The sequence below is a fragment of the Paucibacter sp. TC2R-5 genome (genome assembly GCF_025717605.1).
GTDB classification, from domain to species: Bacteria; Pseudomonadota; Gammaproteobacteria; order Burkholderiales; family Burkholderiaceae_C; genus Paucibacter_A; species Paucibacter_A albus.
Map to the genome: position 1 here is coordinate 613,754 of NZ_JAJIRQ010000003.1, position 12,242 is coordinate 625,995.

Annotated in this window: 12 protein-coding genes and 5 tRNA genes; 9 read left to right on the forward strand and 8 right to left on the reverse strand. The window is 57.6% G+C overall.

Features of this window, described 5'->3' with window-relative positions; translation table 11 throughout:
- Window positions 1-9: 9 nt before the first annotated feature.
- The 9 genes from fliJ (at window position 10) to fliR (ending at window position 6,512) form a co-directional block, all read left to right on the forward strand.
- Window positions 10-480, forward strand: a complete 471-nt coding sequence (fliJ, locus tag LNV08_RS09760) for a flagellar export protein FliJ (protein WP_263533498.1) — start codon at window positions 10-12, stop codon at window positions 478-480.
- Window positions 481-514: 34 nt separating this feature from the next.
- On the forward strand, window positions 515-1,954 hold the full coding sequence (locus LNV08_RS09765; RefSeq protein ID WP_263533499.1) for a flagellar hook-length control protein FliK: 1,440 nt from the start codon (window positions 515-517) through the stop codon (window positions 1,952-1,954).
- A gap of 153 nt (window positions 1,955-2,107) precedes the next feature.
- Entirely contained in the window at window positions 2,108-2,710 is a 603-nt protein-coding gene (fliL, locus tag LNV08_RS09770) for a flagellar basal body-associated protein FliL (RefSeq protein WP_263533500.1), read from the forward strand.
- Between the two features lie 28 nt (window positions 2,711-2,738).
- Window positions 2,739-3,743, forward strand: coding sequence for a flagellar motor switch protein FliM (gene fliM / locus LNV08_RS09775; protein ID WP_263533501.1), 1,005 nt, complete (start codon window positions 2,739-2,741; stop codon window positions 3,741-3,743).
- On the forward strand, window positions 3,733-4,170 hold the full coding sequence (gene fliN, locus LNV08_RS09780) for a flagellar motor switch protein FliN (RefSeq protein ID WP_263533502.1): 438 nt from the start codon (window positions 3,733-3,735) through the stop codon (window positions 4,168-4,170). Before fliM ends, fliN begins: the two co-directional genes overlap by 11 nt.
- A gap of 59 nt (window positions 4,171-4,229) precedes the next feature.
- Entirely contained in the window at window positions 4,230-4,631 is a 402-nt protein-coding gene (locus LNV08_RS09785; protein WP_263533503.1) for a FliO/MopB family protein, read from the forward strand.
- Between the two features lie 94 nt (window positions 4,632-4,725).
- On the forward strand, window positions 4,726-5,463 hold the full coding sequence (gene fliP, locus LNV08_RS09790) for a flagellar type III secretion system pore protein FliP (protein WP_414858714.1): 738 nt from the start codon (window positions 4,726-4,728) through the stop codon (window positions 5,461-5,463).
- An 11-nt stretch (window positions 5,464-5,474) separates the two neighbouring features.
- Window positions 5,475-5,744 carry a flagellar biosynthesis protein FliQ gene (fliQ, locus tag LNV08_RS09795; RefSeq protein ID WP_263533504.1) on the forward strand — a complete coding sequence of 90 codons (270 nt, stop codon included), beginning with the start codon at window positions 5,475-5,477 and terminating at the stop codon, window positions 5,742-5,744.
- A 3-nt stretch (window positions 5,745-5,747) separates the two neighbouring features.
- Window positions 5,748-6,512 (forward strand): flagellar biosynthetic protein FliR, encoded by a 765-nt coding sequence (gene fliR / locus LNV08_RS09800; protein WP_263533505.1) that lies wholly within the window; start codon window positions 5,748-5,750, stop codon window positions 6,510-6,512.
- A 22-nt stretch (window positions 6,513-6,534) separates the two neighbouring features.
- Here the strand turns inward: fliR and LNV08_RS09805 are convergent.
- From LNV08_RS09805 to clpP, 8 genes are all read right to left on the reverse strand, one after another.
- Window positions 6,535-6,621: transfer RNA gene (locus LNV08_RS09805), tRNA-Leu, on the reverse strand.
- A 99-nt stretch (window positions 6,622-6,720) separates the two neighbouring features.
- A tRNA-Gly gene (locus LNV08_RS09810) sits at window positions 6,721-6,796 on the reverse strand.
- Window positions 6,797-6,854: 58 nt separating this feature from the next.
- Window positions 6,855-6,930 (reverse strand) — tRNA-Gly (locus LNV08_RS09815).
- 362 nt (window positions 6,931-7,292) lie between these two features.
- Window positions 7,293-7,366, reverse strand: a tRNA-Cys gene (locus LNV08_RS09820).
- A 71-nt stretch (window positions 7,367-7,437) separates the two neighbouring features.
- A tRNA-Gly gene (locus LNV08_RS09825) sits at window positions 7,438-7,513 on the reverse strand.
- A 158-nt stretch (window positions 7,514-7,671) separates the two neighbouring features.
- Entirely contained in the window at window positions 7,672-10,080 is a 2,409-nt protein-coding gene (gene lon / locus LNV08_RS09830; protein WP_263533506.1) for an endopeptidase La, read from the reverse strand.
- A 110-nt stretch (window positions 10,081-10,190) separates the two neighbouring features.
- A complete protein-coding gene (gene clpX, locus LNV08_RS09835; RefSeq protein ID WP_263533507.1) occupies window positions 10,191-11,459 on the reverse strand; it encodes an ATP-dependent Clp protease ATP-binding subunit ClpX in 1,269 nt (422 codons plus the stop codon).
- Window positions 11,460-11,605: 146 nt separating this feature from the next.
- Window positions 11,606-12,214: an ATP-dependent Clp endopeptidase proteolytic subunit ClpP gene (gene clpP / locus LNV08_RS09840; protein ID WP_318014112.1), complete on the reverse strand. Its 609-nt coding sequence runs from the start codon at window positions 12,212-12,214 to the stop codon at window positions 11,606-11,608.
- Window positions 12,215-12,242 lie beyond the last annotated feature (28 nt).

The following is a 12,242-nucleotide window of genomic DNA, read 5'->3' on the forward strand; positions in this document are numbered from 1 at the left end:
GTGCGCTGTATGAACGCTAACAATTTACAGGTTCTGAGCATCCTGCTGGAGCGCGCCGAGAGCGAGCGCGATGAAGGCCGCAAGCAGATGCAAGAGGCCCAAGCGCGCGCCGCTCAAGCCCGCGCTCAATATGGTGACTTGGCGCAATACCGCAATGATTACCAGCAGCGCTGGGGCCAGCAGTTTGCCGAGCGCGGCACGATGGACATCGTGGTTTGCTACCAGACCTTCGGTGGGCGGCTTGATCAGGCCATCACCAGCCAAACCCAAGTGGCCGACTATGCGGAGCAAAGGCTGGAGCAAGCGCGGGCCCGTCTGCAAGAGTTGGAGATGCGCGTGGCCTCGATTGCCAAGCTGATGGAGCGCCGCCGCTTGGAGATCAACCGCGCCGGCCAGCGCCAAGAACAAAAGGCCACCGATGAGCAGGCCGCTCGCGCCTCGCTGAGCGCGTTCAACCCCTTGATGCGCTTGTCGGCCTGAAGCGCTGCGTCAGCCCGTCCAGCCCAGAATCATCATGAGTACGCCCTCCTCCAATTCACTCCTTAGCAGCAGCTTTGCGCAGACAACTCGCGTTGAAGGCGCCCTACCGGGCCTCGCGCGTGCCAACAAGCCTGGAGCGCCAGGCCATGAGCAATTTGCTCAGCTGATGAAGAGCTATGGCGGGGCTCAAGCCACGCCGCCCAAGCCGCAGACCAGCATGCCGGCCACGCAAGCGGACGCAGTTGCAAAGCCGTCGGCCCCAAGCCCGGTGCGTCAAGCCCCGGAAGGCAAAACAGAGCTGCAGCGCCAAGAAGAAAAACTCGCCCAGAAGAAAATCACGCAAAGCAACGACAGCAGGCCGCGGCCGCCATCGTCAGGTCAAGCCCAAAAGGGCGTGGCCCCCAAGGCACCCCAGGATGAGACCGAAAAGCGTCAAGCGCCAAATGCCGGATCTGGTTCGGCTACGGCGTATTCAGAGGGCGCCGAACAGGCTGCCAACGCCAAGACCAAGAACCGCGATTCGAATGACCAGTCGGTCGCGGCGGAAACCACTGCCGCTGCAGCCGCGGCCCAGCAAGCTTTGTCGGGCGCGGCACTCGTCGCTGCCGACATTTCAACCATTCCGGATGCTGCCGCAGGTCGTATTGAAAATGCTCAAGGCTCAGCCAAAAATGGCATTCAGAGCATCGCACTGCAGGCTTCATCCGAGGGCGAAGCCGACATAGATCGAACCGGCGCTCAGGCAGGAGCCACGGCAACGCCCGCTGGCCCGTCAAAGGCAATGCTTCATGCGCAACAGGGCCTCACTTCGGCGACCCTGCAAACCAAACAAGCTGCCAGCGGCTCGGCGGCCGAGTTGGACCAAGGCGTCGCCAGCAATTTCAGCCGGGAACTGCAGAGCGCGCAGGGCAACTTGTCAGCCCGCACGAGCACCTCCAAGTCCGAAGGCTTTGCGCTCGAGGGAATGATGAGCGCGGCCGGCATCGCGGCGCCCGCCTCTTTTGAAGCGCGCCGCGAAGACGCGGCGGCAACTCAACTCACCATCAGCCAACCCTTGACGGAACCGAGTTTTGCGCCAGAGATGGCGGCTCGACTCAGCGTGCTGGCTGCGGACGGCGTGCAAGAGGCCAGGCTGCACCTCAACCCGGCCGAAATGGGGCCGGTCTCGGTGCAGATCATTGTCGAGGGCCAACAGGCACAAGTTTCCTTTCACGCCGAACATGAACAAACTCGCGCCGTGCTGGAGCAAAGCCTCCCGGACTTGGCCGCAGCCTTACGGGACTCCGGTCTGACTTTGAGTGGCGGCGGGGTGTTTCAGCAGCCCGGAGAGCAAAGTCGCCAGGCGCAACAAGGCCCCGAGGCAGAAGCCCAGCGAAGCTCAGGTCTGGAGAAAAGCCTAAGCCTGAGCGCCAGCAGCCAAGCCGTGCCGGTACAGATCAGGCAAGCCCGCGGCGTGGTGGATTTATACGCCTGACCTCAACTTCGAATAGCCAAGCCCCTGCCCTGCTTTTCATGGCTTGAGCGGCGAGTGCCGAGTCAATAATCGAACCCAGGTTGGCTCTTCAGGGTTGACGGCTGTGGCGCTCTAGCGCCGCGTCGACGCGAGCCGAGTAATACAGGAGTTCAAATGTCTGCACCAGCACCCGCTGCCGCGGCCGAAGCCCCAAAAGGCGGCGGCAAAAAGAAACTCATCATCATCATTGCAGCTGTCCTGGTTTTGGTCCTGGGCGGCGGTGGCGCGGCCCTCATGCTGATGAAGAAGAAAGCTCCGGTCGACGGCGAGGAAGACGGGGCAGAGGCTACACATGAGCCAGCGCCTGCGCATAAACCACCCAAACCAGGCACCCCCCCGGTATTCGTGCCTCTGGATCCATTCACCGTCAATCTGTCCGACAAGGACGTCGATCGTTTTGCTCAAATCGGCATCACCCTGGAGGTGATGGATACGCACACCGCCGACCAGATCAAGGCCTATTTGCCGGCCATCCGCAGCAATGTGCTGATGGTGTTGTCGCACAAAACCTCGGGCGAGTTGCTGACACGGGAGGGCAAAGAAAAACTCGCACGGGAAGTGCAGCGCGAGTCAGTCCGTCCCATGGGTATCGAGCTTGATGACGAGGACGAAGAAGAGCCGCCCGCTGACACGCCGAAGAAGAAGAAAAAGAAAAAGAAGGTGCATGTGGAGAGCCCCGTCACCAAAGTCTTGTTTTCGACCTTTATCGTCCAGTGAGCCCGCAGCCTCGGCCGGTTAAGTCAGCATGAATCAGCAAATCCTTTCGCAAGACGAAGTCGACGCCCTTCTGCAAGGCATCACCGGCGAAAGCCAGAAGCTCGATGCCGAAGAGGAACAGGTTGGCGGCATACGCGACTACAACCTGGCCAGCCAGGAACGGATTGTTCGTGGGCGCATGCCCACGATGGAAATCATCAACGAACGTTTTGCCCGCAACATTCGTGTTGGCCTCTTCAACTTCATTCGCAAGAGCCCGGAAGTCGCCATCGGCGGCATCAAGGTGCAGAAGTACAGCGCTTTCTTGCGTGAAATCGTCGTTCCTACCAACTTCAACATCGTTTCAGTCAAACCGCTGCGCGGGTCGGGGCTGATCGTCTGTGACCCGACACTGGTTTTCGCGGTGATTGATTCCTTGTTCGGCGGCATCGGCAAGTTCCACGCCCGCATCGAAGGACGAGATTTCTCAGCCACCGAACAGCGCGTGATTCTTCGGCTGGTCGAGGTGATCACGGCCGAGTACCACAAGGCCTGGAAAGGCATCTACCCGCTGGAGCTGGAGTTTCAGCGCTCGGAGATGCAGCCGCAGTTCGCCAATATTGCAACACCTAGCGAGATCGTCGTTTCGACCTCATTCACGCTGGAAATCGGCGAGACCAGCGGCACGGTCTACTTTTGCATCCCCTATGCCACCTTGGAGCCGATTCGTGACGTGCTCTATTCGACCACCGTCGGCGATTCGACCGAACCGGACAGGCGTTGGGTGAATTTGCTGAAACACCAGATCCAGGACGCCAAGGTCGAACTGGTGGCCGAATTGGGCACCGCACCGGCCACAGTCGAACAACTGCTGGCCTTCAAGCCGGGGGACTTCATTGAACTGGACCTGGAAGCCATGATCAAGGCCAAGATCGACGGCGTGCCCGTGTACGACTGCCACTACGGCACCTCCAATGGCAAATACGCCATCAAAGTTGAACAAATGCTGACCAGCCCCGACCAGGGTTGGCTGGGAGCCCGCAATGTCACCTGATACCCCCTCCTCCGACGAACAAGACGCAATGGCGGCCGAATGGGCCGCCGCCTTGGCCGAAAGTCAACCCAGCTCGGTTGCCGAAGAAGTACAAACAGTCTCCGAGCAGGTGGCGCCCGCCAGCTTCGCCAATTTCTCGCCCACACCCAACAATATGCCGGGCGGCGACATCAATATGATTCTGGACATTCCCGTCCAGCTGACTGTTGAATTAGGTCGCACCCGCATCCCGATCAAGAACATCTTGCAGTTGGCTCAGGGCTCGGTGGTGGAGTTGGATGCTTTGGCAGGTGAACCGATGGACGTGCTGGTCAACGGCTACCTGATCGCACAGGGAGAAGTGGTCGTGGTGAATGACAAGTTCGGTATACGACTCACCGACATCGTCACGCCGTCGGAGCGCATGCGCCGCCTCTCTAAAGGCTGACACCAAAACTCAGCGCAGCAAGACCTGACACCGGCTTCGGCTCGGGCGACAATCAATCCATGAACACGCCCCTCAGTTCCGCCCCAACATCGTCACTTTTGCCCCTGCTTTGGTTTCTGGCCATCCTCTGCCTGATCCCGCTGGTGCTGTGGCTAATCAAGCGCACGCCGCTGGGCGCCTCGAGTGGATCCGGCGTGATGCGGCTCGTAGCGCAGATGGCCCTCGCACCCAATCAACGGATCTTGACCGTGGAGGTCGGCCAAGGGGACGACAAGCGCTGGCTGGTGTTGGGCGTCACGGGGCAACAAATCACCACCTTACATGTCATGCCGCCGCAGCCTGAAGCGCAGCCCCACAAAAACGCCCCGGCCTTTGCTCAAATGCTCAGCGCTCGGATGAGCGGTAAAAGCGTAGAGTCCGCGTCGCCGCAAAGCAAAACCGGAGATCACGGTGCGAACTGAGTTCAGGGTGGCATGCCTATCGGCCAAAGCTGCGGCCGGCACCGTCTTGGTGGGCCTGAAGGTCCTGTTTTCGCAGCTCAAGCCCAAGGCAAAACTGATTCTTGCCTTGTCGTTTGTTTCGGCATTTTCTGCCAGTGCTTTAGCTCAGAATGCCCCACCCGCCAGCCTGCCGTTGCTGCTTGGGCAAGGGCCGGCAGGCAACAGCTTTTCGGTGCCGATTCAGACGCTGTTGTTCTTCACCGCGCTGGGTTTCCTGCCCGCGGTTCTCTTGATGATGACCGGCTTCACGCGCATCGTCATCGTGCTGTCCTTGATGCGCCAAGCCTTGGGCACACAGGCTGCCCCACCCAACCAGGTTATTGTGGGGCTCTCTCTGTTTTTGACCTTCTTCGTGATGAGTCCAACTTTGGACAAGGTCTATGCCGACGCCTGGATGCCGTACAGCAGCGGGCAAATCGCCTTCGAAGAAGCCCTGAAACGCGCCGAACCACCGATGCGCAGCTTTATGCTGAAGCAAACCCGGCAGGCAGACGTCGCCCTGTTCTCTCGCTTGGCCAAGTTGGATGCCAGCGTCAAGCCTGAGGATGTGCCTTTCAAGGTCTTGGTGCCCTCTTTTGTGACCAGCGAGTTGAAAAGTGCGTTCCAAATTGCTTTCTTGATCTTCATCCCGTTTTTGGTCATCGACATGATCGTGAGCAGCGTGCTGATGAGCTTAGGCATGATGATGCTTTCGCCTGTGCTGGTAGCACTGCCCTTCAAGCTGATGCTGTTCGTGCTGGCCGACGGCTGGAACCTCTTGTTGGGTTCGCTGGCGGCGAGCTTTGTGACCTAAGGACGTATCGAATGGACGCACAACAAGTCTTCACCTTCGGCCAGCAGGGCCTCTACATCCTGATGCTGGTGGCGGCACCAACGCTGATCACCGTGCTGGTGGTCGGCGTGCTGGTCAGCGTGTTTCAAGCCGCCACCCAGATCAATGAGGCCACCTTGAGTTTTGTGCCCAAGGTCGTTGCGGCGGTGTTGGTGCTGTCCATCACCGGCCCATGGATGGTGAGCACCTTGGTCGACTACATACGCCGCACCTTGATGGCCATCCCGCAAGTCGTGGGTTGATAGATGTTTGCGGTCACCGAAACGCAACTGCTGACCTGGCTGAATCCGCTGCTGTGGCCGTTTATTCGCATGCTGGCTTTGTTCGCCGGCATGCCCATCTTCAGCCAACGCAATGTACCCATGCGCGTGCGAGTGGGCCTGGCGTTCTTTATTTCGATGGCTGCCCAAGCCAGCTTGCCGGCAATGCCTTTGGCGCCGCTGGACTCACTGCCCATGCTCTTGCTTTTGCTCGCGCAACAGCTATTGATCGGGCTGTCGATGGGATTCGCCGTGCGTCTGGTGTTTGCCTCGCTGGAGTTTGCCGGCGAGCTGATCGGGCTTCAGATGGGCTTGAATTTTGCCGGTTTCTTTGATCCCGCAACCGGCAGCCAAGGGACCGCAACGGCCAGATTCTTTGGCAGCATGGTGGCTTTCTTGTTCATTGCGATCAATGGCCATCTGCTGCTGATCAATGCCTTGATTCAGAGCTTCCATGTCTTCCCCGTCGGAGATGAACCCTTCCACTTTCTACGCGTCGCCAAGCCTCAAAGCTGGGGCGCGGAGATATTCAAAATGGGCTTGTGGATTGCCTTACCGCTGATCACGATGCTGATGTTCGTCAACCTGGTGATGGGCGTGATCTCGCGCGTAGCATCGCAAATCAATGTGTTCTCGGTGGGCTTCCCGCTCACCATCAGCATTGGCCTGATCGGAATGGTCGCGACCCTACCCCTGATGCAGACCCCATTCATGGTGGTGCTGGAGCGCATGCTGGCCGCATTCACATAGAGCGGCGATGTTGATTTGCCGTTGGTGCCCAGGACGGGACTTGAACCCGTACGACGTTTAAGTCGGCGGATTTTAAGTCCGCTGCGTCTACCAATTCCACCACCCGGGCGGCAACTCATCGCGAGCGCATTATCTACCGCTCATGACGTCGACTCATCGACATCACAAACAAGAAAGGGAAGCCGATTGGCTTCCCTTCTATTTAATTTGGAGCGGGAAAAGAGGCTCGAACTCTCGACCTCGACCTTGGCAAGGTCGCGCTCTACCAACTGAGCTATTCCCGCATTGCATTGGCAATGAACTATTCATTCAAACCAAGCTTTGTAAAGATACCTGACATATTGGAGCGGGAAAAGAGGCTCGAACTCTCGACCTCGACCTTGGCAAGGTCGCGCTCTACCAACTGAGCTATTCCCGCATATGTCTTCGATACTAATGATCTGCTTTAACGATTGCTGCAAACTTCTGCAACAACCCGGCAAACCACCAGTATCTGTTTCAACAGCCAACATTCCTGTTACCAAGAAAAAGCCATATCCACTTACCTTTTTTCCACCGTTTTAACCTTTGCAGGTTAAATCAGCTGATCACTTGTTAACCGGTGCCACCCGATATCGCGACCTGCCTTTCAGCGAAGAGCGTCATTCTATACCGAAATTATTCTGACATGCAAGATGTTTCGAATATTTTTCGCTATTGCGAAGAACGCATATTCAAACAAACCAGTCTTCTGCAATCAGATCGTGCCGGTGTGCACTGGCCCAATCAAACTACCCAAGCTGGAGGCGCGACCCAGAGTCGAACTGGGCTAACCGGATTTGCAATCCGGGGCATAACCGATTTGCTATCGCGCCGTATTCCGCCCGCCAACGCCCAAATCGCAGCATTGACGGAAAAGGGAAGCCCGGGGGCTTCCCTTTCAATTTGGAGCGGGAAAAGAGGCTCGAACTCTCGACCTCGACCTTGGCAAGGTCGCGCTCTACCAACTGAGCTATTCCCGCATATTTCTCACATCCGGCTCGTAAAGTCTAAAACCGAAGTTTTGAACATTACGCAGTGCATGCCGTTTGCGCCGAAAGTCAAATTCTATACCAAATTTCCGATGCTTTGCAAGCCCCTTGCTTGCACATTTGAATCACAAAGCAATCGAACTACTCAGTCAATGCGTGGCCGGCTGCGCCGCGGGGACGGGTTCTGTCTTGGCTGCCACCACCGGATCTTCGTCCGGCAAGGGCACAGGCATGGACTCCAAGGCCACCTCCAAAACGCGGTCAATCCAACGAACCGGCACGATCTCAAGCTGGTTCTTGACGTTCTCGGGGATGTCTTGCAGGTCCTTGACATTGTCCTCGGGGATCATCACCGTCTTGATTCCGCCACGATGTGCAGCCAGCAGCTTTTCTTTCAAACCGCCGATGGCCGTAACCTCGCCGCGTAAGGTGATTTCGCCGGTCATCGCCACATCCGCGCGCACCGGAATACCGGTCAAAGCAGACACGAAAGCAGTCGTCATCGCCGCACCCGCACTTGGACCATCCTTGGGCGTAGCGCCATCCGGCACATGGACATGGACATCGCGCTTCTCGAACAACTCGTCCTTGATACCCAGCATGCGCGAACGTGAACGCACCACCGTGCGAGCCGCTTCGACCGACTCCTTCATCACATCGCCGAGCGAGCCGGTGCGGATGATATTGCCCTTGCCAGGCATGGCGGTTGCTTCGATGGTCAACAGATCGCCGCCGACCTCGGTCCATGCCAGACCGACCACTTGGCCGACCTGATTTTTCTTTTCCGCCCGACCGAAGTCGTACTTGCGCACGCCCAAGAAGTCATTCAGATTGTCCTCGGTCACTACGGCCTTGCCTTCAAAAGTCTTCAGCGCGATGCCTTTGACGACCTTGCGGCAGATCTTGGAGACTTCACGTTCCAGCGAACGCACACCGGCTTCTCGCGTGTAGTAACGGATGATGCCGCGAATGGCGGATTCGGTGACTTCCATCTCCTCTTCCTTGACACCATTGTTCTTGCACTGCTTGGGCAAGAGATAGCGCTGGGCGATATTGACCTTTTCATCCTCGGTGTAACCCGACAGGCGAATCACTTCCATCCGGTCCAGCAAGGCCGGTGGAATGTTCATCGAGTTCGAGGTCGCAATGAACATCACGTCAGATAGGTCAAAGTCGACCTCGACATAGTGGTCGCCAAAGGTGTGGTTTTGCTCCGGGTCCAGCACTTCCAACAAAGCCGACGAAGGGTCGCCACGGAAGTCCATGCCCAGCTTGTCGATCTCATCGAGCAGGAACAGCGGATTGCGCGTGCCCACTTTGGACAAGCTCTGCAAGACCTTGCCCGGCATCGAGCCGATATAGGTGCGGCGGTGGCCACGGATCTCGGCCTCGTCGCGCACGCCGCCCAAGGCCATGCGCACAAACTTGCGCCCTGTGGCGCGTGCCACCGACTGACCCAGCGAGGTCTTGCCCACGCCTGGAGGGCCAACCAAGCAAAGAATCGGTGCCTTGACCTTGTCCACACGTTGCTGCACCGCGAGGTATTCGACGATGCGGTCCTTGACCTTATCCAAGCCGTAATGGTCTTCATTCAAGACGTCAACGGCATTGGCCAGGTCAAACTTGATCTTGGTTTTCTTGCTCCAAGGCAGATTAACCAGGGTCTCGATGTAGTTGCGCACCACAGTCGCTTCAGCCGACATCGGCGACATCAGCTTGAGCTTCTTCAACTCCCCGTCGGCCTTCTTCTTGGCCTCCTTGGGCATGCGCGCAGCCTGGATTTTTTTATCCAGCTCTTCGAGGTCAGCACCCTCTTCGCCGTCGCCCAATTCCTTCTGGATGGCCTTGACCTGCTCATTCAGGTAGTACTCGCGCTGGCTCTTTTCCATCTGCCGTTTGACGCGGCCACGGATGCGCTTTTCCACTTGCAAGATGTCAACTTCATGCTCGAGCAAATCGAGCAAGGTTTCCAGGCGCTTTCCAATCTCGGACAAATTGAGCACCGACTGCTTGGCATCGAGCTTCAATGGCAGGTGCGCAGCGATGGTGTCGGCCAAGCGGCCCGCATCATCAATGCCGGCAATCGAGGTCAAGATTTCAGGCGGGATCTTTTTGTTCAGCTTGACGTACTGATCAAACTGCTGAGTCACTGCGCGGCGCAGCGCCTCAACTTCCGGCTTGGCATCCGCCTCGGGCGGAATTGGCATCACCTCGGCGATGAAATGCTCTTCGCCGTCGGTGATGCTGTGCGTGGTGGCTCGCTGCAAGCCTTCGACCAAGACCTTGACGGTGCCGTCGGGCAACTTGAGCATTTGCAAGATACTTGAAACGCAACCCACCTCGAACATATCGTCCGACTTGGGCTCATCTTTGCCGGCGGCTTTTTGCGCCACCAGCATGATTTGACGGCCGGCTTCCATCGCGGCTTCGAGCGCCTTGATGGACTTAGGGCGCCCCACAAACAGCGGAATCACCATATGCGGGAATACAACCACATCACGCAGCGGCAGCAGCGGCAAGGTGATGAGTTCTGCAGGCAAAACAGGATGACCGGACATGAAAACCTCTCTTTCTCAGACCTAAATGCGGCCTGAGGGGGTAAATGCAAGACGCCGCAATGATTCAATCAGCCGGGCTATTCCAAGCCAGCCCGGCCCATTAAAACAAATCAGGCGCTAGCCTTGGCCTGCTCGCGATACACCAGCAGGGGCTTGGCGTTGTCATCGATGTTGTGTTCGTCAAGTACGACCTTGGCCACGCCCTCAAGGGCGGGCAATTCAAACATGGTGTCGATCAAGGATAACTCCATGATCGAGCGCAATCCACGTGCACCAATCTTGCGCGCCAAGGCCTTGCGGGCAATCGCCAACAGGGCCGACGGACGAACTTCCAACTCCACGCCGTCCATCGCAAACAATTGCTGATACTGCTTCAGCAAGGCGTTCTTGGGCTCGGTCAGAATCTGAACCAACGCGTCTTCGGTCAACTCACCCAGGGTGGCCACCACTGGCAGGCGGCCAACCAACTCGGGGATGATGCCGAACTTGATCAAATCGTCGGGCTCGACCTCACGGAAAATCTCCGACACTCGGCGCTCGGACTTGGTTTTCACCGTCGCACCGAAACCAATGCCGGACTTCTCCGAACGATTCTGGATGACTTTCTCCAGACCGTCGAAAGCGCCGCCGCAGATGAACAAGATATTCGTCGTATCAATCTGCAAAAAATCCTGATTTGGATGCTTGCGCCCGCCCTGCGGCGGCACCGATGCCATCGTGCCTTCGACCAACTTCAGCAGCGCCTGCTGCACACCCTCACCCGACACATCGCGGGTAATCGAGGGGTTGTCGGCCTTGCGCGAAATCTTGTCGATTTCATCGATGTAGACGATGCCGCGCTGAGCCCGCTCAACATCGTAGTTACAGTTTTGCAGCAGCTTTTGAATGATGTTCTCGACGTCCTCGCCGACGTAGCCGGCTTCGGTCAAGGTGGTGGCGTCGGCAATCACAAACGGCACATTCAACAAGCGCGCCAAGGTCTGCGCCAGCAAGGTCTTGCCGGAACCGGTCGGGCCGATCAGCAGAATATTGCTTTTCGACAACTCAACCGTATCCTTGGTGCCGGCCATATGGCGCAGGCGTTTGTAGTGGTTGTACACCGCCACCGCCAGGGTTCGCTTGGCAACGTCTTGGCCGATCACGTACTGATCGAGACTGGCCTTGATTTCGCTCGGCACCGGCAAGTCGGACTTGCTGGCACGCCCTTGCGGCGTGTCGGCGGGCACTTCATCGCGCACGATGTCATTGCAGAGTTCAATGCACTCATCGCAAATGAAGACGGATGGGCCAGCAATAAGCTTCTTGACCTCATGCTGGCTCTTGCCGCAGAAGGAGCAATACAAAACTTTTTCGCTGGAATTGCCTTTTTTCTCGGCCATGGATCTGCTTGTCGGTTCAGGCGTTAATGCCTACTGGGATGATAGTTCAAACGCACACGAGGCCCTTCGGTGAATAAGGGCCCCGTTCCGCGCCCTGTTGGGCTTGGCCGCCTTGAGCTATGGCGCTCGGCAGACAAAGCCAGCGCTTAAGCCCGCTTTTCGTGGACCTGATCAATCAGGCCGTAAGCCTGTGCTTCAGCGGCGGACATGTAGTAATCGCGTTCGGTGTCGATCTGGATCTTCTCAATGCTCTGGCCGCAACGTTCGGCCAAGATGCGGTTCAGTTGCTCGCGCGTCTTGAGAATCTCACGGGCATGAATCTCAATGTCGGTGGCCTGGCCCTGGGTGCCGCCGAGCGGCTGATGAATCATGATTTTGGCGTTCGGCAGTGCAAAGCGCTTGCCCTTGGCGCCAGCGGCCAACAAAAAGGCACCCATACTGGCGGCCATGCCCATGCAAAGCGTAGACACCTGCGGCTTGATGAATTGCATGGTGTCAAAAATCGACATGCCAGCCGACACGCTGCCGCCGGGAGAGTTGATGTAGAAGTGAATGTCCTTGTCCGGATTTTCACTCTCCAAGAACAGCATTTGCGCGACGACCAAATTCGCCACCGCGTCATTGACGGGCCCGACCAGGAAGATGATGCGCTCGCGCAGCAGACGGCTGTAAATGTCATAGGCGCGCTCACCGCGGCCCGATTGCTCAATGACGATGGGCACCATGCCCAGATTGTTGATTTCCAGCGCGCTCATGAAGAATCCTCTGAATAAATTCGCTAAC